The 20,269-nt window shown below is 73.0% G+C and carries 18 protein-coding genes; 4 read left to right on the top strand and 14 right to left on the bottom strand.

Annotated features, from left to right (window positions below; translation table 11 throughout):
* Nucleotides 1–5: 5 nt before the first annotated feature.
* The 9 genes from ABZ883_RS25185 to ABZ883_RS25225 all read right to left on the bottom strand — a co-directional run bounded on the left by ABZ883_RS25185 (nt 6) and on the right by ABZ883_RS25225 (nt 7,555).
* Nucleotides 6–578, bottom strand: a complete 573-nt coding sequence (locus ABZ883_RS25185; protein WP_360909724.1) for a biotin/lipoyl-containing protein — start codon at nt 576–578, stop codon at nt 6–8.
* On the bottom strand, nt 575–2,290 hold the full coding sequence (gene accA, locus ABZ883_RS25190) for a carboxyltransferase subunit alpha (protein ID WP_360909726.1): 1,716 nt from the start codon (nt 2,288–2,290) through the stop codon (nt 575–577). The genes ABZ883_RS25185 and accA overlap by 4 nt, the downstream gene beginning before the upstream one ends.
* Nucleotide 2,291: 1 nt before the next feature.
* Nucleotides 2,292–2,624 (bottom strand): TcmI family type II polyketide cyclase, encoded by a 333-nt coding sequence (locus ABZ883_RS25195; RefSeq protein WP_360909728.1) that lies wholly within the window; start codon nt 2,622–2,624, stop codon nt 2,292–2,294.
* Nucleotides 2,621–3,088, bottom strand: a complete 468-nt coding sequence (locus tag ABZ883_RS25200; RefSeq protein ID WP_360909730.1) for an SRPBCC family protein — start codon at nt 3,086–3,088, stop codon at nt 2,621–2,623. Before ABZ883_RS25200 ends, ABZ883_RS25195 begins: the two co-directional genes overlap by 4 nt.
* Nucleotides 3,089–3,091: 3 nt before the next feature.
* Nucleotides 3,092–3,349: an acyl carrier protein gene (locus ABZ883_RS25205; protein ID WP_360909732.1), complete on the bottom strand. Its 258-nt coding sequence runs from the start codon at nt 3,347–3,349 to the stop codon at nt 3,092–3,094.
* A gap of 32 nt (nt 3,350–3,381) precedes the next feature.
* On the bottom strand, nt 3,382–4,602 hold the full coding sequence (locus ABZ883_RS25210) for a ketosynthase chain-length factor (protein ID WP_360909734.1): 1,221 nt from the start codon (nt 4,600–4,602) through the stop codon (nt 3,382–3,384).
* A complete protein-coding gene (locus tag ABZ883_RS25215) occupies nt 4,599–5,867 on the bottom strand; it encodes a beta-ketoacyl-[acyl-carrier-protein] synthase family protein (RefSeq protein WP_360909736.1) in 1,269 nt (422 codons plus the stop codon). The genes ABZ883_RS25210 and ABZ883_RS25215 overlap by 4 nt, the downstream gene beginning before the upstream one ends.
* Complete coding sequence (locus tag ABZ883_RS25220) at nt 5,864–6,355, bottom strand: cupin domain-containing protein (protein WP_360909738.1); 492 nt, start codon at nt 6,353–6,355, stop codon at nt 5,864–5,866. Before ABZ883_RS25220 ends, ABZ883_RS25215 begins: the two co-directional genes overlap by 4 nt.
* 87 nt (nt 6,356–6,442) lie before the next feature.
* Complete coding sequence (locus tag ABZ883_RS25225) at nt 6,443–7,555, bottom strand: SchA/CurD-like domain-containing protein (protein ID WP_360909740.1); 1,113 nt, start codon at nt 7,553–7,555, stop codon at nt 6,443–6,445.
* A 139-nt stretch (nt 7,556–7,694) separates the two neighbouring features.
* On the opposite strand from ABZ883_RS25225, the gene ABZ883_RS25230 reads away from it, so the two are divergent.
* Nucleotides 7,695–9,332 (top strand): FAD-dependent monooxygenase, encoded by a 1,638-nt coding sequence (locus ABZ883_RS25230; RefSeq protein ID WP_360909742.1) that lies wholly within the window; start codon nt 7,695–7,697, stop codon nt 9,330–9,332.
* Nucleotides 9,333–9,410: 78 nt separating this feature from the next.
* Here the strand turns inward: ABZ883_RS25230 and ABZ883_RS25235 are convergent, their stop codons facing one another.
* From ABZ883_RS25235 to ABZ883_RS25255, 5 genes are all read right to left on the bottom strand, one after another.
* The gene (locus tag ABZ883_RS25235) at nt 9,411–10,076 is read right to left on the bottom strand and encodes a hypothetical protein (RefSeq protein WP_360909744.1); all 666 of its coding nucleotides are present in this window, start codon (nt 10,074–10,076) and stop codon (nt 9,411–9,413) included.
* Nucleotides 10,077–10,414: 338 nt separating this feature from the next.
* On the bottom strand, nt 10,415–10,912 hold the full coding sequence (locus ABZ883_RS25240) for an ATP-binding protein (protein WP_360909746.1): 498 nt from the start codon (nt 10,910–10,912) through the stop codon (nt 10,415–10,417).
* A 254-nt stretch (nt 10,913–11,166) separates the two neighbouring features.
* Nucleotides 11,167–11,934, bottom strand: a complete 768-nt coding sequence (locus tag ABZ883_RS25245) for an enoyl-CoA hydratase-related protein (protein WP_360909748.1) — start codon at nt 11,932–11,934, stop codon at nt 11,167–11,169.
* Between the two features lie 67 nt (nt 11,935–12,001).
* Nucleotides 12,002–13,189 carry an Ig-like domain-containing protein gene (locus ABZ883_RS25250; RefSeq protein ID WP_360909944.1) on the bottom strand — a complete coding sequence of 396 codons (1,188 nt, stop codon included), beginning with the start codon at nt 13,187–13,189 and terminating at the stop codon, nt 12,002–12,004.
* A gap of 201 nt (nt 13,190–13,390) precedes the next feature.
* Nucleotides 13,391–14,524 carry an Ig-like domain-containing protein gene (locus ABZ883_RS25255; protein ID WP_360909946.1) on the bottom strand — a complete coding sequence of 378 codons (1,134 nt, stop codon included), beginning with the start codon at nt 14,522–14,524 and terminating at the stop codon, nt 13,391–13,393.
* 261 nt (nt 14,525–14,785) lie between these two features.
* Between ABZ883_RS25255 and glgX the strand changes: the two genes are divergently transcribed.
* From glgX to ABZ883_RS25270, 3 genes are all read left to right on the top strand, one after another.
* The gene (gene glgX, locus ABZ883_RS25260; protein WP_360909750.1) at nt 14,786–17,062 is read left to right on the top strand and encodes a glycogen debranching protein GlgX; all 2,277 of its coding nucleotides are present in this window, start codon (nt 14,786–14,788) and stop codon (nt 17,060–17,062) included.
* Between the two features lie 135 nt (nt 17,063–17,197).
* Nucleotides 17,198–18,397 carry an MFS transporter gene (locus ABZ883_RS25265; protein ID WP_360909948.1) on the top strand — a complete coding sequence of 400 codons (1,200 nt, stop codon included), beginning with the start codon at nt 17,198–17,200 and terminating at the stop codon, nt 18,395–18,397.
* Between the two features lie 34 nt (nt 18,398–18,431).
* Nucleotides 18,432–20,246 (top strand): ABC transporter ATP-binding protein, encoded by a 1,815-nt coding sequence (locus ABZ883_RS25270; protein ID WP_360909752.1) that lies wholly within the window; start codon nt 18,432–18,434, stop codon nt 20,244–20,246.
* Nucleotides 20,247–20,269: the final 23 nt, after the last annotated feature.

A 20,269-nucleotide genomic window follows, 5' to 3' on the forward strand; every position in this document is an offset into this window, starting at 1 on the left:
GGCGTTCACTCCCCTTCGGGCTCCACGGCGATCAGCCGCTGGTCGAACTCCACGGGCTGCGCGTCCCCGGCGACGATCTCCACGACCCGCCCGGCGACGTCCGACTCGACGGTGCTGAGCATCTTCATGACCTCCAGGACGCCCACCGGCTGACCGGGGGCGACGAGGTCGCCGACCCGGACGCAGGGCGCGCCGCCGGGTTCCTGGGCGCGGTAGAAGGTGCCCACGGTGGGGGCGCAGATGTAGTGCGGGGCCCCGGACGCCGGCTCGCCGGGCTCCTCGGGCCGCGGCGCGGACTCCTGCGGGGGCTCCTCCACGGTGATCCGCGGCGCGGGGCCGGCGGACTCGGGCCGTTCGTGGTCCCGGGGTTCCGGCCACTCGATCTCGACCGAGGTCTGACCGTGCCGCAGCCGGATGCGTCGTGGCGGGGTGGGGACGGACGTGGCCAGTTCGGTCGCGCTGCGGCACACGGCGTCGAGCACCGGGTGCGCCGGTTGCGCGGTGGGGGCCGATCCGTTCAGGTTCCGGCCCACGCCGGCGGCGTGGGCGGGCAACTTGTTGTCGCCGTGGAGCGTCATGGTGCTGCCTCCTCCTCCAGTCGTCCGGAACGGTGCAACCCGGGGGACCCTGAGAGCCGGTGGAACCGGTGGTAGCGATCGCGGCGTTCGGCCAGCAACCGCTCGGGCTCCAGGGCGCGCAGCTCGTCCAGGGCGGCCGTCAGCGCGCCGCCGACGTGTGCGGCGGCGGCCGCGTGGTCCGCGTGGGCGCCCTCCGGCGGCTCGGGGACGACACCGTCCACGATGCCCAGCCGCAGCAGGTCGCGGGCGTGCAGCCGCAGCGCGGCCGCGGCCCGGGGCGCCGCCCGCGGGTCCTTCCACAGGATCGCCGCGCAGCCCTCGGGGCTGATCACGGAGTAGATGCCGTTGGCGCTGACCAGCACCCGGTCGGCGACGCCCAGCGCGAGGGCGCCGCCGCTGCCGCCCTCGCCGGTGACGACGGCGACCACGGGCACCGGCAACCGGGACATCAGCCGCAGGTTCTCGGCGATGGCGAGTGCCTGGCCGCCGCTCTCGGCCTCCGGCCCGGGGTCGGCGCCCGGCGTGTCGATCAGGGTGATCACCGGCATGCCGAGCTTGGCGGCGGTGCGCATCAGGCGGGCGGCCTTGCGGTGGCCGGCCGGGCTTGCCATGCCGAAGTGCCGCCGGCGGCGGCCGGCGGGTGTGGGGCCGCCCTTGTGGTGGCCGATCAGCATGACGGGGTGCCCGTCGAGCAGACCGGGTCCGCCGATGACGGCCGGGCAGTCGGCGCCGAGCCGGTCGCCGTGCAGTTCGTGGAAGTCCTCCAGCAGGTGCGCCGCGTAGTCGGCGGCGGTCGGCCGGCAGGGGTGCCGGGCCAGCCGTACGGCCTTCCAGGCGTCGCGCTCGGGCAGGGCGTCCACGTCGCGGACGACGGTCACCGGCGCCCGGGGCGCGGCGGCCCGGTGCGGCGCGCCGGGGCGCATCCCGAGCAGCCGGGCGAGCGTGCCGCGCAGGGCGGCGCGCGGCACGACGTCGTCGACGAGACCGTGCGCGAGCAGGAACTCCGCGGTCTGGAAGCCCTCGGGCAACTGCCGCCCGGTGGTCTGCTGCACGACCCGGGGCCCGGCGAAGCCGAGGCGGGCGCCGGGTTCGGCGAGGACGACGTCGGCGAGGGTGGCGTACGAGGCGGCGACACCGCCGTAGGTGGGGTCGGTGACCACGGAGAGCACCAGGACCCCGGCCTCGTCGAGTTCGGCGAGGGCCTGCGCGGTCGCCGCCATCTCCATCAGGGACAGCGCGCCCTCCTGCATCCGGGCCCCGCCGGAGGCGGTGACCAGCAGCAGGGGAACGCGATGGCGCAGGCTGGTGCTCGCTGCGGCGGTGATCCGCGCGCCGACGCCGAGGCCCAGACTGCCGCCCAGGAAGCGGAAGTCCATGACGGCAGCGATCACCGGCCGGCCGCCGATCGTGCCGCGCACGCAGAGCACGGCCTCGTCCAGGCCGGTGGCCTCCCGGGCGTCCCGCAGCCGCTGCGCGTAGGGCCGGGTGTCGGTGAACTCCAGGGGGTCGTGCGCAGGCGGCCGCTCGCCACCCTCGGGGACGAGCGGCGCCTGCGAGCCCGGGTCCAGCAGCTGGTCCAGCCGCTGACGGGCGGTGAGCCGGCCGTGCGCGCCGCAGTGCGGGCAGACGCGCAGCATGCGGGTCCAGCGCTTGGTGTACACGAGCGCCTCGCAGCGTTCGCAGCGCACCCACTCCGGCTCGGTGGCGGCCATGTCAGCCGCTCCGCTCCCAGCGGTAGAACTCCCGGGCCATGGCGTCCTTGGGCTCGCGCCAGGTCTCGGGGTTGTACGGCAGCACGTAGGACGACAGCCGCTCGCTGATGTCGCGGAAGGCGGGGTGGTCCTTGTACCGGGCGACCTCCGGGCCGGGCGGCCGGTCGGCCTCGACCAGGTGCAGGTAGACGTCGCCGAACTGGAAGAGGCTGCGCCCGGTGACCCCGATCAGACCGGGGAGTTCGCCCTGGTCCGAGTCGGCGAACACCCCGGCGACCTGGTCCTCCACACCCGGCTTGATCCGGGCCACGATGAGCGAGCGGTAGGTGCTCATGCGCGCCCCTCGCCGTCCCGGTGCCGCTTGACGATGCGCTCGCGGATCAGCTCCAGCTGGACCTTGGAGTTCTCGTTGATGCGGTTGGTCATCGCCTCGTCGTCCAGCGGCGCGCCGGGCTTCATGGAGAAGTCCTGGACCCAGCGCATCCGGACGCCCTCGGGGGTGTCCTGGTACGACCAGTGGATGTCCATGTACTGGAACGGTCCGGTCTCGACCCGGTGCGCGCGCACCGTGCGCGAGGCGCGGTCCGCGGTGCGCTCGGAGACCCAGCTCCAGACCTGCCCGTTCTCGTCGGGGTGCATCGTCAGACGGAAGACGACCCGGTCGCCGTCGCGCTCGACGATCTCCGCGGAGGCGTACTCGCTGAAGAGCTGCGGCCAGTCCTCCACGTCGTTGGTGATGTCCCAGACGAGGTCGAGCGGGGCGGGGATGGTGATCTCGTTCTCGGTGTGGCCGGGCATGAATCAGACTCCTGCCTTGAGTGAGTGGTTGACGACGTCCATGAAGGCGCCGGGGGTCTTGCACGAATCGGCGTCGCCGGCGATCGACACGCCCCGGTCGTTCTCCAGGGCGCCGACGATTCCCAGCAGGCCGAGCGAGTCCAGGCCGTACTCGGCGAAGGGCGTGTCGGGGTGACCGGCCAGCATGGTCGGTTCCACGGTGATGCCCGCGCTGGACTTCATCAGAGCGGCGAGTTCGCCGTACGTGAGTTCCTTGGACATGGAGCACTCTCCTTGGATGGACGGGACGGGCCTCAAGCCCGGACCACGAGGGCCGAGTTGGAGCCCATGAGGCCGCGGCTGAGGACCAGCGCGGTGCGCAGGTCCGCCGGGCGGGGCCGGCCGGTGACCAGATCGAGGTCGTGGCAGATGTCGGTCACGTTGGGGGTCGGGGGGACCACCTGGTGCCGCAGGGCGAGCACGGCGGCGGCCACGTCGAGCACCGGGGCGCCGCAATAGGCGCGGCCGGTACCGGTCTTGGGAGCGGTGACGGGGACGCGGGCGGCCCACGGCCCGAGGGCGTCGCCGAGCGCCAGCGCCTCGGCCCGGTCGGCCTCGACGGTGCCGAGCGCGTCGGCGAAGACGACGTCGATCTCCTCGGGCGCGCACCGCGCCTCGGCGAGGGCGTCGCGGATCGCCCTGGCCAGGCCCTCGCGGGACCTCTCCCACTGGGAGGCCCCGGTGAAGGTGGCGCCGTGCCCGGCGACGACGGCCCGGACCTCGGCGCCGCGGCGGGCGGCGTGCTCGGCGTCCTCGACGACGAGCATGGCCCCGCCCTCGGCGGGGGCGAAGCCGCGGGCGCGGTCGGTGAAGGGCAGGTAGGCCCGGTCGGGCTCGGACTCCAGGCTGAGTTCCTGGTAGCCGAGCTGGCACACGCCGGAGTACGGCGCCAGCGGCGCCTCGGCGGCACCGACGACGACCGCCCGGGTGCCGGTGCCGCGGGTGATGTTGCGGCAGGCGTGCGCGATGGCGTCCAGGCCGCCGGCCTCGTCGCTGGCGACGACGCCGCAGGGGCCCTTGAAGCCGCCGCGGATGGAGATCTGGCCGGTGCTCGCCGCGTAGAACCACGCGATGGACTGGTAGGGGCCGACGAAGCTCGGCCCCTTCCCCCACAGGTGCTGCAGTTCGCGCTGGCCGAACTCGCCGCCGCCGGAGCAGGCCGCGGTCACCACACCGATGTCGAACGGGGCTCCCTCGTCCGGGCGCAGGCCGGAGTCGGCCACCGCCTGGTCGGCCGCCGCCATCGCGAAGTGGGTGAATCGGTCGGTCTGGACGGTGTAGCGCTCCTCGACGACCGCGGAGACGTCGAAGCCGCGCACCTCGCCGGCGACGCGCAGCGGAAGGTCCTGGCAGCCCTCGCGGCTGACCGAGTCGAGAACGGCGACGCCCTCCTGGGTGGCCTTCCAGAAGGCGTCGGCACCGATGCCGTTCGGCGCGACCACGCCGATGCCGGTGACCACCGCTTGGGTTCTCATCGCTGGCTCCCCTCCGGTCGGTTGAGGACCACCGCGGACTGGAAGCCACCGAAACCGCTGCCGACGGACAGCACGGTGCGCAGCTTGAGTTCGCGGGCGGTGCGCGGGACGTAGTCCAGGTCGCACTCGGGGTCCGGGGTCTCGTAGTTGGCCGTCGGCGGGACCACGCCGTGGGCGAGGGCGAGGGTGCAGGCGGCGAGTTCGATCGCGCCGATGGCACCGAGGGAGTGGCCGACCATGGACTTGATGGAGCTCATGGGCGTGGAGTAGGCGTGCTCGCCCAGCGAGCGCTTGACCGCGGCGGTCTCGTGGCGGTCGTTCTGCTTGGTGCCCGAGCCGTGGGCGTTGACGTAGTCCACGTCCCGGCGGTCGAGCCGCGCGTGGTCCAGGGCGCGGTCGATGGCCTCGGACATCTCCAGGCCCTCGGTGGTGAGACCGGTCATGTGGTAGGCGTTGCCGTAGGTGGCGTAGCCGCCGATCTCGCAGTAGATGCGGGCCCCGCGGGCCCGGGCGTGCTCCAGGTCCTCCAGGATGAGGACGGCGCCGCCCTCGCCCATGACGAAGCCGTCGCGTCGGGCGTCGAAGGGCCGCGAGGCGTGGGCCGGGTCGTCGTTGTTGGGCGACGTGGCCTTGATGGCGTCGAAGCAGGCCACGGTGATCGGGGATATCGGGGAGTCCGAGGCGCCGGCGATGACGATGTCGGCGCGTCCCTCCTCGATGGTGTGGAAGGCGTAGCCGACCGCGTCCAGGCCCGAGGTGCAGCCGGTGGAGACGGTCTGCACGGGCCCGCGGGCGCCGTGCCGCTCGGCTATCTCGGAGGCGAGCGCGCTGGGTGCGAACGCCCGGTGGAGGTGGGCGCCGGCCTTGGCGGGGTCGACGTCCCAGCGGGCGCCCGAGGCGCTGACGCGTATGTAGTCGTGTTCGAGCCGGGTGGTGCCGCCGACGGCGGTGCCGAGCGACACCCCGACGCGCCACGGGTCCTCGTCGTCCAGGTCCAGTCCGGCGTCGCGCAGTGCCTCGGCGGCCGCGACGAGCGCGAACTGCACGTACCGGTCGGCGCGTTCGGTGTCCTTGGGGCTCAGTCCGCAGGCCTCGGGGTCGAAGTCGACCTCGGCGGCTATGCGGGACCGGAAACCCGTCGCGTCGAAGAGCGTGATCCCGCGGGTCGCCGTACGGCCGGCGGTCAGCAGCTCCCAGAACGCGGGGACCCCGACACCGCCGGGGGCGACGACACCTGCCCCGGTGACCGCCACCCGGCGGGTCATGACGCCGGGCCCTGGTGGGTATCGCGACCCTGGTCGGCCGCAGCGGTCCAGGCGGGCTCGGTGCCCTCCGTGACCTCCGTGTCCACGTGCCCGAGTTCGGGGCGCGGGGCGAGCGGGCCGAGGTGGAAGACGAGCCGGGCCTCGGTGCTGCCGACGTTGCGGAACCGGTGCCGGACGTACGGGGGGATCATCAGGCCCTGCTCGGGCCGGAGCGGGCACGGCTCCCCGTCCAGGTCGACCTCCAGTGAGCCGCACTCCACGTACACGAACTCCTCCGAGTACGGGTGGTAGTGCTCACCGATCCGCTCGCCGGGCTGCACGAGCGCCACGCCCATGAAACCGCTGGTGGCGCCGACCGCGGTCGGGGTGAGCATCGCCCGCAGGTCGCCGCCGCGACGGCGGTTGGGCGCGGTGTCGCCGAGATTCACGATCGTCGGGGTGAACGGAACGTCCCGGTTGCTCCGGTCGTTCGTCAGCAGGTCATCCATGCTTCTCTCCTCCGGCCGGGCCGGCCCCGGGGCGTACCCGGGGCCGGCCGGTACCTGCCGGTTGCGGTGGCGGGTGTGGGGGGTGGTTCAGGACGCGGGCGCGTTCGCGGGGGCTCGCCGGTCGGTGAGCATCCGCATGTCGCACTCGTTGAGGAACCGCTTGAGACCCAGGTCGCTCGAGACGTCCAGGTCGGGCCCGACGTCCAGCAGCCGGGCGAGCACGCTCGCCTTGTGCCGGCCGGCGGCCCCGACCGCGATCAGGGGTGCCTCCTCGACCGGCATGCGCAGGTCGATCAGGCGGACGACGATGTCCTCGCGCAGGTACACGGTGCTCCGCGCGAGCGGGCCCTTCTGGTCCTCGACCGCCTGCTCGTCCTGCGCGGCCAGCATCTTGGCGACGGAGGGCCCGCAGCCGTCCTTGGCGGGGTAGAACAGGGCGTGCCGGCGCAGGGTCTCCGGCCGGTCGGCGCCCTTGGCGACGTGGTGCACGGCCGGCAGGGCCGCGCGGGCGAAGAACTCCCGTGCGGAACTGGGGTCGCTGAGGTCGCGGTGCGCCTCGAGGTAGGGGTTGATGGCCTCCTCGACCTCCTGCACCTCCGGCTGCCGCGCCACGTGGCGCAGCGCCCGGATCAGGTCGCCCTCCACCTCCACCGCACGCACGACACGGTTGCCGTGCATGAACAGCGAGGTGCGGTGCAGCCGCGTGGTCTCGTCGACCTGCGCCTGCGGTGAGGTGTAGCCGGCGAGGATGTCGGCGACGACCGACTCGCTGCCGGGCTTCACGGTGAAGGTGATGGCGTGTCGGTTCAGCCCGTCGCCGACCCTCGGCACCGACTGCAGGAGACCCGGCTCGTACGAGGTACGGGTCTCCCGCAGCACGCCGAAGCGCAGCGAGCGGGTGTCCTTCACGCAGCCGTGCATCGGCTGCACCATCTCCAGATGGGTCGGGCTGTCCACCCAGGCGAGGAAGTGCAGCGCACTGTCCCACTCACTGGTGATCAGCCATTGCGAGGGATTCTCGATCGACTGGCAAAGCTGGTCGCTGACGTGCCCGGGCACGGCGGCGACATGGCGGCACATTTGGTCATACGCGTCAAGAAACCGCTGCTCGGCACCGTCCTCGACATCCAGCATGAGGACGACGCGCAGGCGGGTGCCATCGAGCGCGGACTGCGAGACCTTTTCGGCCAGGGGTGTCATATTCCACCTCTTTCGAGAGCGAGCAACCCCGAGGTCCGTCGTCCATTGATCGTGCTGTGGTGGCCCAACCGGTGCGAGATATGTGATCCGATTGGGTGACGGGCGTAAATACGCTCCGTTATCGGGCATCAAGGGAGCTATGACTCCACAGGCCGAAGACCGGGTCCCGGTCCTCATCGTTGGAGGCTCCCTCGTAGGGCTCTCCACTTCCGTCTTCCTGGGCCGGCTCGGCATCCGGCACCTCCTCGTCGAGAAGCACCCGGGAACGTCCATCCACCCCCGCGGCCGCGGCAACAACCTGCGGACCATGGAGGTGTTCCGCACCGCGGGCGCCGAGCAGAAGATCCGGCAGGCGGCCTCGGTCCTCGCCGACAACCACGGCATCCTCCAGGCCGAGTCGCTGACCTCGGCCAACGCCGAGTGGCTGTTCCGCGACATCGACCCGGGCGGCCGGCTCGCCGGGATCAGCCCGAGCGGCTGGTGCCTGTGCAGCCAGAACGACCTGGAGCCGGTGCTGCTGAAGTACGCCCGCGAGCTGGGCGGCGACCTCGCCTTCAGCACCGAGATGCTCTCGTTCGAGCAGGACGGCAGCGGTGTCACCGCGGAGCTGCTGGACCGGGAGACCGGCGCGCGCCGCACGGTGCGGGCGGACTACCTGGTCGCCGCCGACGGCCCGCGCAGCCCGATCCGCGAGCGGCTGGGCATCGGCCACAGCGGGCGGGGCGACCTGTTCGCCAACATCAGCGCCACGTTCCGGGCCAAGCGCCTGGCCGACGCCGTCGGCGACCGGTACTTCATCGCCTGCTACCTGACCAACCCCGAGGCCGACGGGGTGCTGCTGCCCGTCGACAACCAGGAGAACTGGGTCTTCCACGCCCCCTGGCACCCCGAACACGGCGAGAAGATCGAGGACTTCACCGACCAGCGGCTCATCGCCCACATCCGCACCGCGGTGGGCGTGCCCGACCTGGAGGTCGAGATCACCGGGCGCGCGCCCTGGCGGGCCGCCGAGCGGGTCGCCGACTCCTACGGCCGCGGCCGGGTGCTGCTCGCCGGCGACTCCGCCCACGAGATGTCCCCGACCGGCGCGTTCGGCTCCAACACCGGTATCCAGGACGCCCACAACCTGGCGTGGAAGCTCGCGGCGGTCGTCGACGGCTGGGCCGGTCCCGGGCTGCTGGAGACCTACGAGGCCGAGCGCCGCCCGGTCGCGGTGGCGACCAGCGAGCGGGCCTCGGCCCGTTCCGCCGAGCACGCCCACCCCGGGTACGCCCCGCCGGCCGGCGGCGGCCCCCAGAAGGGCGTCCTCGTGGTCGCCCTCGGCTACCGCTACCCCGAGGGCGCGTTCCTCGGCGGCGAGGCCGGCCGCCCGGTGGTCCCGGAGGACTTCCGCCCGGTCGCCGAGCCCGGCGGGCGCGCCCCGCACCTGTGGGCGACGACGCCGGACGGCGAGCGGCGCTCGACGCTGGACCTGTACGAGCGCTCCATGGTGCTGCTCTGCGGCGACGGCGCCGAGGGCACGGCGTGGCACGAGGCCGCCCGCACGGCCGGCGCGCGCCTCGGCGTGCCGCTGGCCGCGTACCGTCTCGGCGGCTCCGCCGACGCGGACCTGACCCCCGAGGGCGACACGGACTGGGCCGCCCTGCACGGCATGTCGGCGCGGGGCGCGGTCCTGGTCCGCCCGGACGGTTTCGTCGCGTGGCGCTCCGAGGACGCCGTGGACGACCCGGAGGCCACTTTGGCCGCGGTGCTCACGACGGTGCTGCGGCGCGGCTGACCGCCCGTCGGACAAGGGCCCCGCGGGGGGCCGGGGCCCTGTGGTCCCGGTCCCCCGCGGGGCCCGCGTTCTTCCCCGTCACGGCGCCGCGGGCCGGCCGCCCCCGCTCGGCTCCGGCACGCCGGTCCAGGCGGGGGCGGGCCAGCCGCGCCAGGGGGCGTAGGAGGGGTTGGTCACGCACTGAGCGGTGATCTCGGTCCGGGTCGCGGGGTCCACGGGGCAGCCCTTGACGACGAACTGCCGGGCGATGCCGCCGGGGAAGGCGACGGCCGTCTGGGGCGCGCGGACGGTGCGGGTGCCGACGGTGGCGTTGACGTCGATGCCGCCGGGGGCGTCGATCCAGTAGTGGTAGGCCTCGCCCTGCCGGCGGTAGGCCTCGCGGTCGTACGTCGCGGCGACGTAGGGCGCGGGCTGGTCGCGCTGGGCGTAGGACCGCAGGTCGTACTGGCCGTGCGTGTCGGCCGGGCGCAGGCCCTCCTTGAAGACGACCGCGGGCGGCCGGTCGTCCGAGCGGTACAGGGCGAGGCAGTTGGCGCGCCAGGCGGGCTCGCCGGGCCGCATCCTGGCGAGGTCCACACCGGGGTCCGCCGCCGCGTAGAGCCGGTCGGGGACGAGGGGGCACCACTCGGCGGTGTCGGCGAGCCCGGGGGCGACGGCGTCGGCGGTGGCGCACAGCGGGAGGGCGAGGACGCCCAGCGGAAGCGCGGCGGCGCTCAGCCGGCGCAGCATACGCAGTGTGATCATAAGCTCACGATCACCCCGGTCCGGCCCGGGGACGGGGATGCTCACCCGATCGTCGGCGTGTCCGCGCGATCGCGCCCCCGCCGCCGCCGCGGCGGCCGGCGCACCGACCCCGTACCACCCACAAAAAGAGGCCCCCTGTGCGCCGTTGTTCGGCGAGGCGGGGGCCTCTCATTCGTCATGGAACCAGGGGGTGTGATCCAAGACGTCCTGGAACGACCGAGCCGGGTCAATGGGGTCGTTACGCACAACTATACGACCTTCCCCACCCTGAACCTCACGATGTGGGCGTGAGGTGGGCCACTGACCTTGCAAACGCAGGCGCTAAGTTCACTTTGTGTTCAACGGTCCATGACGCGCATTTCGAACCAAGTGGTCTTTCCGCGCGGGAGCAGATCCACGCCCCACCGGTCCGCCAGCTTGTCCACCAGGAACAGGCCGCGGCCGCTGATGTCCATCTCCCGCACCGGCATCAGGCAGGGCAGCGCCCGGGACGGGTCGCGCACCTCCACCCGGATCCACCCGCGGCGGCGCAGCATGCGCAGGCCGAAGGTACGGGCCCCGGTGTGCCGCACGGCGTTGCCGACGAGCTCCGAGACGAGTAACTCGACGACGTCGTCGAACTGCGGCAGGCCCCACAGCCGCAGCACCGAGAGCGCCAGCCGGCGGGCGGTGGCCGCGGACTCCGGGCGCGAGGTGAGCCGCACCTCGTCCACGGACGGGTTCCCCACCAGATCGAGGGATGTCGCCGCCAGTTCGTCGGCCGCCGCGGGCGGCCGTCCCGCAGCCGGGATCGTCACCCGCTGCGGCTGTTCCGATGCTCCCTGCTGCCCCGCCATGCCCTCATGATGACCGCCCCGGGCGGCGGTTCGGGGCGGATCGGGGGAATTGACGGGGCGGAATGGGATGTTCCGTGTAGCCGTTTTGACATATGTCAAGGGCAAAAATGGATCTCGCGCAACACCTTTCACCTGCGGGAACCGTGCCCCGGCGACGGCCCGTCCACCCGTCCGGCACAGGTCGCCTTAAGGTCTGCTTAAGGTTGCCTTAAGGCGACCGGGCCGGTTCCGGCGGTCACTCAACCGGGTGGGTTCTAAAGGAACTTCGCCTTGCCGGGACCCTCCTCGACGAAGCTGCGCATGCCCGTCGTGCGGTCCTCGGTGGCGAACAGGCCCGCGAAAAGGTTCCGTTCGATCGTCAGGCCGGTCTCCAGATCGGTCTCCAGGCCGGCGTCCACCGCCTCCTTCGCGGCGCGCAGCGCCAGCGCCGGGCCGCGCGCGAGGCGCTCCGCCCAGGCACGCGCCTCGGCGTACACCCGCTCCGCGGGGACGACCTTGTCCACCAGACCGATCGTCAGCGCCTCGTCCGCCGCCACCATGCGGCCGGTGAAGATGAGGTCCTTGGCCTTGGACGGCCCGACCAGCCGGGACAGCCGCTGGGTGCCGCCGGCGCCCGGGATCAGGCCGAGCAGGATCTCCGGCTGGCCGAGCTTGGCGTTCTCCCCGGCGATCCGGATGTCGGCGCACAGGGCGAGTTCGCAGCCGCCGCCGAGCGCGTACCCCGTCACGGCGGCGACCACCGGCTTGGGGATCCGGGCGACCGCCGTGAAGGAGTCCTGCAGCGCGCGGGCCCGCACGGCCATGGCCTCGTAGTCCATGGCCTGCATTTCCTTGATGTCCGCGCCCGCCGCGAACACCTTCTCGCCGCCCCAGACCACCACGGCGCGGACGTCGTCACGCCGGGCCGCCTCCTCGGCGACCTCGCGGAGCCGGTCCTGCGTCGCGACGTCCAGCGCGTTCATCGGGGGGCGGTCCAGGCGAATGGTGCCGACACCCTCGTCGACCTCGAGATTCACTGTCATGGCCGACGAGGGTATCCGTGAACGCCCGTTTACGCTGCGACGTGCCTCACGGGCACGGCGCCCGGTGTCAGGACGCGGCGGTCCACTCGCTCCACGGCATGTTCCAGCCGTTGAGCCCGTTCCACCACTGCACCGTCTTGTCCTTGGAGTTCTTCACCTCGACCACGTCACCGATGATCGAGTTGTTGTAGAACCAGCCCGACGGGCTGCTGCTGCTGCCGCCGCGCACGTCCTGCAGACCGACGCAGCCGTGGCTGACGTTGGCGTTGCCGAAGGTGGAGGGGCTGGCCCAGTAGTTGCCGTGGATGAAGGTGCCCGAGGTGGTCAGTCGCTGGGCGTGCGGCACGTCCTTGATGTCGTACTCGCCGCCGTAGCCCACCGTGTCGCCGTTCATGCGGGTGACCGGGTAGCGCTCGGTGATCACCATCTTGCCGTTGTACGTGGTGGTGCCGGGGCCGCCGGAGGTGATCGGGACGGTCTTCAGCAGCTTGCCGTCGCGGTAGACCTTCATCGTGTGCTTCGCGGCGTCCACGATGCTGACCTGGCTGCGGCCCACCGTGTAGTGGACGTCCTTGGCCTGGGTGCCGTAGACGCCGTCCGCGCCCTCGACGCCGTTCAGCCGCAGGGACAGCGTGACCTTGGTGCCCTTCGCCCAGTACTTCTCCGGGCGGAAGTCGATGCGCTGGTTGCCGTACCAGTGGCCGGCGACGGGGACGGACGGGCTCGCGGTGACCTTGATGGCCTTCTCGACGGCCTTCTTGTCCTTGATGGCGCGGTTGAAGTTGAGGGAGACCTCCATGCCCGTGCCGATCGTCTGACCGTCCTCGGGCGTGAAGAAGCCGATGAAGGTGTCCTTCGGGGTGACCGTGGTGAAGCTCGCGTGCTTGGCGGACTCGCGGCCCGAGCTGTCCTTGGCTATCGCGTCCACCGTGTACTTGGTCGAGGCGCCCAGCGTCTGCGTGGGCTCCCAGCCGGTGCCGTCGGCGGATATCTCCCCGTCGACCTGCTCCCCCTTGGCGGTCTTCACCACGACCGAGGTCAACTTGCCCTTGCCCGCGGTGACCTTCAGTTTGCCCGTGGTGGCCACGTCGTCCGCGCCGTCCTCCGGCGAGATCGTCACGACCGCCTGCGACTCGGTGGTGTCACCGGTGCCGCCGCCCGCCGACGCCGACGCCCCCGGCTTGGCGGTCTTGTCGCCGCCGTCCTTGCTGTCCCCGCTCGCGCTGCCCCCGCAGGCGGTCACGAGCAGCAGCATCGCCCCCACCGCCAGAGCCACGGTGCTGCGCTTGGCGCCCGGCGCTCCCTGTATCGCCTTCAACTCTCTTCTCCCCATGCCCGGCCGTGCCCGTGTGAGTCCCCCTCACTCTTGTGCCAGCCAACCACAGGAAAGCGCTCCGGCAGGTCCCGGTAATGTCACCGTTCCGTCCCGATCACCGGGCCCTGCCAGGGCGGGTGTTCAGCCTCCGGAGACCCACTGCCGCCAGGACAGGTTCCAGCCCCCCAGACCGTTGTCCGGGGCGACGGTCCGGTCGTGGGAGTTGACCACCGTGACCGTGTCCCCGACGAGGGTGTGGTCGAAGAACCAGCCCGCCGGGGTGGCGTCCCCGCCGCCCTTCACGTCGTACAGGCCGACGCAGCCGTGGCTGGTGTTCGCGGAGCCGAAGGTGCCGGGCGGCGCCCAGTAACTGCCGTGCACGAAGGTGCCGGAGCGGGTCAGGCGCAGGGCATGCGGGACGTCGGGGATGTCGTACTCGCCGCCGAAGCCGACAGTGTCGCCGTTCATCCGGGTCAGCCGCAGCTTCTCGGAGACGACCATGGCCCCGTTGTACGTCGGGTTGTCGGGCGCGCCGGCCGAGACCGGCAGGACGCGGAAGACCTGGCCGGCCCGGCGCACCGTCATGGTGTGGGTGGCCGCGTCGACGACGCTGGTCTGGTCGCGGCCGACGGTGAAGCGCACGTCCTTGTGCTGCACCCCGTACACCTCGTGCGCCGCCTCCACGTCGCGCAGCCGCAGCGCGAGGGTGACCGCGGTGCCCGGCTGCCAGCGGTAGCGGGGCCGGAAGTCCAGGCGCTGGTCGCCGAACCAGTGCGGCTCGACGTCGACGGCCGGCACGGAGGTCACGGAGATCGCGCGCTGGACGGCTGCGCGGTCGGCCACCGGCCGGTTGAAGTCCAGGGACACGATCATCCCGGTGCCCACGGTCTGGCCGTCCTCGGGCGTGAAGTAGCCGACCAGGGTGTTCCGGGGGACGAGGGTGGTGAACACCGCGTGCTTGGCGGCGCGCCGGCCGTCGCCGTCCACGGCGACCGCGTCCACGGTGTACTTCGCCGACAGCGCCAGGCGGTCGCGCGGCTGCCAGCGGGTGCGGTCGGGGTTCAGCGCGCCGTCGATCGCCGCCCCCTCGCCGTCGGCGACCCGCACGGAGGTGAGCCGGCCGTGCTCCGCCTCCACGGTGAACGGATCGTCGGGGCGCACCTCGCGGGCCCCGTCACCGGGCGTGATCCGGATCTGGGCCCGGGACACCTTCGGCGCCCGGTCCGCGGCCCCGCCCTCCGCGGGCGCGAACCCCAGACCGCATGCCGTCAGCACCGAACCCAGCCATATGGCGGCGGTCAATCCCACCCCCGCGCGCACAGCGCGCCGCACCGCAGTCGTCACGCAGGGTCAACGAGCGGGCGGTCGCGGGGAAACGCGCCGGCGCCGCCGATCGATCAGGCGTGTGACGTCGTACGGGGAACGGGAAAGTAAAGCGGGAGGGCGCAGCGCGCGCACGGGAGGGACACCGTGCCGCGACGGTCCTGGCCGGCGCGGCCAGGACCGGCCGTCCCCCGAGCCGCAGGAGGCGAGCACGTGTCAGAGACGCGCCAGGACGATACGGCCGAGCGGGCCGGCATGCTGCGCCCGGTCGGCCCCCCGATCGCTCCCCTGTCCGTGCCCCTCCCGCGCCCGCACTCCGATCCGGCGGCCGCCGAGGCGGAGCCGGCGACGGAGGTCTGGCCGGGCAGCCCGCAGCCGCTGGGGGCCCGATTCCACCTCGGCCCGGACGGGCGGCCGGGCACCAATTTCGCGCTGTGGGCGGGCGGCGCCGAGTCCGTCGAGCTGTGCCTGTTCGACGACGACGGCGCCGAGACCCGGGTCCCGCTGACCGAACTGACCCATGAGATCTGGCACGGCTTCGTCCCCGGCGTCCTGCCGGGCCGGCGCTACGGCTACCGCGTGGGCGGCCGCTGGGACCCGTGGACCGGCGCCCGCTGGAACCCGGCCAAGCTGCTGCTCGACCCGTACGCGCGGGCCGTGGACGGTGACTTCACGCTGCCCCCGGAGGTGTACGGGCACGTCCGCGACTGGCCCGAGCGCGCGGTCGCCGACACCGTGCGCGACAACCGCGACTCGGCGCCGCACGTCCCCAAGGGCGTCGTGGTGGACGACGACGACTCCTGGGAGGACGACCGGCGGCCGAAGACGCCCTGGGCCGACTCCGTCATCTACGAGCTGCACGTGCGCGGCTTCACCATGCGCCACCCCGGCATCCCGCCCGAGCTGCGCGGCACGTACGCGGGGCTGGCGCACCCGGCGGCCGTGGAGTACCTGGCGGGCCTCGGCGTGACGGCGGTCGAGCTGCTGCCGGTGCACCAGTTCGCCCACGAGGACCACCTGTTGCGCCGGGGCCTGCGCAACTACTGGGGCTACAACTCCGTCGGCTACTTCGCCCCGCACGCCGGCTACGCCGCCACCGGGAGTCGCGGGCAGCAGGTCGGCGAGTTCAAGCGGATGGTGCGCGCGCTGCACGACGCGGGCATCGAGGTGATCCTCGACGTCGTCTACAACCACACCGCCGAGGGCAGCGAGCTGGGCCCGACCCTGTCCCTGCGGGGCATCGACAACCGCGGCTACTACCGGCTCCAGGGCGACGCCCGGCGCTACGCCGACTACACCGGCTGCGGCAACACCCTGCACGTCGTGCAGCCGCAGGTGCTGCGGCTGATCACCGACTCGCTGCGCTACTGGGTCACCGAGATGGGCGTCGACGGCTTCCGCTTCGACCTGGCGGCGGCGCTGGCCCGCTCCATGCACGACGTCGACATGCTCTCCCCCTTCCTCGCCGTCATCGCCCAGGACCCGGTGCTGCGCCGGGTCAAGCTGATCGCCGAGCCGTGGGACGTCGGTTCCGGCGGCTACCAGGTGGGCGCCTTCCCGCCGTTGTGGACGGAGTGGAACGACCGCTACCGCGACACGGTGCGCGACTTCTGGCGCGGCACCCACCACGACGTGCGCGACCTCGGCTACCGGCTGTCGGGCTCCAGCGACCTGTACGCCTGGGGCGGCCGCCGCCCGTACGCCTCGGTCAACTTCATCACCGCGCACGACGGCTTCACCCTGCGCGACCTGGTGAGCTACGAGAGCAAGCACAACGAGGCCAACGGCGAGGACAACCGGGACGGCACCAACGACAACCGCTCCTGGAACTGCGGGCACGAGGGCGAGACCGACGACCCGCAGGTGACGGCGCTGCGCCGGCGGCAGCTGCGCAACATGCTCGCCACCTTGCTGCTGTCCACGGGGGTGCCGATGCTCACCGCCGGGGACGAGGCGGGGCGCACCCAGGGCGGCAACAACAACGCCTACTGCCAGGACAACGAGATCGGCTGGATGGACTGGTCGCTGCTGGAGGACCCCACCTGGGCGGCGCTGCGCGACCTGACCACCCGTCTGGTGCGGCTGCGCAGGCGCCACCCGGTGCTGCGCCGCAGGGCCTTCTTCTCCGGCCGCCCGCAGTCCGACAACGGGCTGCGGGACCTGGCCTGGTTCACCCCGCGGGGACGGGAGATGACCGAGGGGGACTGGCACCAGGCGACCTCGACGCTCGGGATGTACCTGTCCGGGGCGGACATCCCGCACCGCGACCAGCGGGGGCAGCCGGTGCGGGACGACAGCTTCCTGGCCGTGCTGCACGCCTCGCACCGCCCCGTCCGCTTCACCCTGCCGGGCGCTCCGTGGGCGGCGGGGTACGAACTGCTGCTGGACACCTCGCGCGAGGACCAGGAGCAGGCACCGGGCACCCGGTACCGCGCCGGCGACGTCCTGACGGTGCCCGGGCGGACGGTGCTGCTGCTGCGGGCGGTCTGAGGGGCGAGACGGTCCGGCAAAGGTGTGGACTCGGCCAATTGGTCCAGTCCACACTGGTCGTCCGTGACCTCCGCGCCGCCGCCCTCCCCGCCGTACGCCTCCGACCGCACCGCGAAAGCCCTCCCCGGGAACCGCCTGTGGTCACGGGGGTTCACGCTCTACTTCACCGCCCGCAGCGTCGCCATGCTCGGCGACTCCATGCTGCCGGTCGCCCTGTCGGCCGGACTGCTCCAGCACGGCTACGGTGCCGGCGACATCGGCTACGCCATGGCCTCGTTCACGGCCTGCTTCGCCGGGCTGGTCGTGTTCGGCGGGGTGCTGGCCGACCGGTTCAGCGCGCGGGCGCTCATGATCGGCGCGGATCTGGTCCGGGTCGGCACGCAGACCCTGGCCGCCTGGCTGTTCTTCTCCGGGCACGTCGTGCTCTGGCAGATCTGCGTGATCGGCGCGGTGAACGGCGTGGCGGGCGCCATGTTCCAGCCAGGGGTGGCCAGTACGGTCCCCCAGGTGGCGCGGGACGTCCAGGAGGCCAACGGGGTCGTCCGCACGGCCGAGTCGCTGATGGCGCTGGCCGGACCGGCACTGGCCGGTGTCCTGGTGGCCTTCACCTCCGCTGGCGGGGTGTTCGCCGTGCACGCCGGCACGTACGCGGTGAGCGCGGTCTGCCTGCTGCTGCTCCGGCTGCCCGGGCGGACCGCGCGCGGACCGCGGGACGCCGTGCGGCGCGGCAGCTTCCGGGCCGACCTGGCCGAGGGTTGGCGGGAGTTCCGGGCCCGCACCTGGATGTGGTCGGTGATCGTCGTGTGGATGGTCTTCATGATCATGGTCATGGGGCCGGTGACCCCGCTGGCGGCCGGGGAGATCCTGCCCGCGCACGGCCCGAAGGCGTACGGCCTGGTCTCCTCCGCGCTGGGGGCGGGCACCGCGCTCGGCGGGCTGCTGGCGATCCGGGTCCGGCCGGCCCGCCCGCTGCGGGGCGGAGCCGTCGCGCTGTTCGGGTTCGCGCTCTACCCGGCGGCGGTCGGCGCGGGGCTGCCGGTGCCGGTGGTCGCGGCGGCGGTGCTGGTGGCCGGGACGGCGTGGGCGTTCTGGAGTGTGATGTGGGCCACCAGCGTGCAGACGCAGGTGCCCGGCGAGATCCTCAACCGGATCCACGCGTACGAGGTCGCGGGATCGGTCGCCATGCTGCCCGTCGGCCAGGCCCTGGCGGGCCCCGCGGCCGGATTCTTCGGGGCCCGGCCGGTCCTGCTGGCCGGTGGCGTGGTGACGGTGGGGGTCTGCGTGGCGCTGCTGTCGGTGCCCGCTGTGCGGGACCTCGGCCGAAAATCCGGATGAGCGTTGTCGGTGGTGGCACGTAGTCTCTGGAACGATGCCTGAGTCGACCATCCAACCCGCGCCCGACCGTCCTCGATCCGCGGTCCGCTCACTGCTGCGCCTGTGGCCGTACGTGAAGCCGGTCAGCCACCGGCTCTTCGGCTCCGCGGGCGTGGCCGTCGTCGCGTCCTGCCTCGCGCTGCTCATCCCGCTCGTCCTGAAGTGGATCGTGGACGGCCCGGTCGCCGACCGCGACCCCTCCGGCGTCTGGCTCGGCGGCGGCGTCGTGCTGCTCCTCGGCCTCCTGGAGGCGGGGCTCTTCGGCATACGGCGCTGGCTGGTGGCCCGGCCGATGGCGGGGCTGGAGGCGACCATGCGGGCGGACCTGTACCAGCGGCTGCAGCGGCTGCCGGTGGCGTTCCACGACCGCTGGGGCTCGGGGCAGCTGCTGTCGCGCGCCACCAACGACCTGCAGATCCTGCGGATGTTCCTGACCTTCCCCATGGTCTTCCTCGCGGTCAACGGCGCGACGATCCTGGCGGGCTTCGCCATCCTGTTCTTCCAGCACTGGTCGCTCGGGCTGATCCTGCTCGTGCCGGTCGTGCCGCTGGTGTTCCTCTGCGCGTACTTCGAGGCGCGCTACCAGCAGGCCTCCCGGCTCGCCCAGGACCAGGTCGGCGACCTGACCACGCTGGTCGAGGAGTCCGTGCTCGGCATCCGCATCATCAAGGCCTTCGGACGGCACCGCAGCCAGGCCGAGTCCTTCCGCCGCCAGTCGCGCGAGCTGCGCGGCACGGAGCTGCGCAAGGCCCGGCTGCTGGCGGACCTGTGGATGGTCATCACCGCCCTGCCGGACGTGGCGCTCGGCGCGGCGCTGGTGCTGGGCGCCACCCAGGTGGCCGACGGCAAGCTGTCCGCCGGCACGCTGGTGGCCTTCCTGTCCACCGCGCTGGCGCTGCGCTGGCCGGTGGAGTCGCTGGGCTGGCTGCTGTCGTTCAGCAACGAGGCGGCCACCGCCGCCGATCGTGTCTTCGAGGTGCTGGACTCCGAGCTCCCCCCGGAGACCGGCAGCGGCACCGGGCCGGGGGTGACGGCCGGCGGCGGCGACGGCATCCGTTTCTCCGGCGTCCGCTTCCGCTATCCCGACGCCCCCGAGGACACCCCGGACCTGCTCACCGGTATCGACCTGCACATCCGCAGCGGCGAGACGGTCGCCCTGGTCGGCTCCACGGGCAGCGGCAAGACCACGCTCACCTCGCTGATCCCCCGGCTGTACGAGCCGACCGGGGGCCGCATCACCCTGGACGGCGCCGACGCCGCCGGGCTGAGCCGCTCGGCGCTGCGCCACCTCGTCGCGACGGCCTTCGAGGAGCCCACGCTCTTCTCCGCCAGCGTCCGGGAGAACGTCCTGATGGGCGCCCCCGACGCGGACGAGGCCGATCTGCTGCGGGCGCTGGAGATCGCCCAGTGCGACTTCGTCCACAAGCTGCCGCACGGTGTGGAGACCCAGGTCGGCGAGCAGGGCCTGAGCCTGTCCGGCGGCCAGCGGCAGCGCCTGGCCCTGGCCCGCGCGGTGGTCGGACGGCCGCGCTTCCTCGTCCTCGACGACCCGCTGTCCGCGCTGGACGTGCACACCGAGGCCCTCGTCGAGGCCGCCCTGCGCCAGGTGCTCGCCACGACCACCGCCCTGGTCGTGGCCCACCGTCCCTCCACGGTGATGCTCGCCGACCGGGTCGCCCTGATGGCCGGCGGCCGGGTCACCGAGATCGGCACGCACCACGAACTGCTCGCCGCGTCCCCGGAGTACCGCCGTCTGATGTCCGGCCAGGACGAGCCCGCCACCGTCCCCTCCGGGGGAGGCGCGGCCTGATGACCCCGTCCCGCACCGGCCGC

This window comes from Streptomyces sp. NPDC046977 (assembly GCF_040644455.1).
Taxonomy (GTDB): domain Bacteria; phylum Actinomycetota; class Actinomycetes; order Streptomycetales; family Streptomycetaceae; genus Actinacidiphila.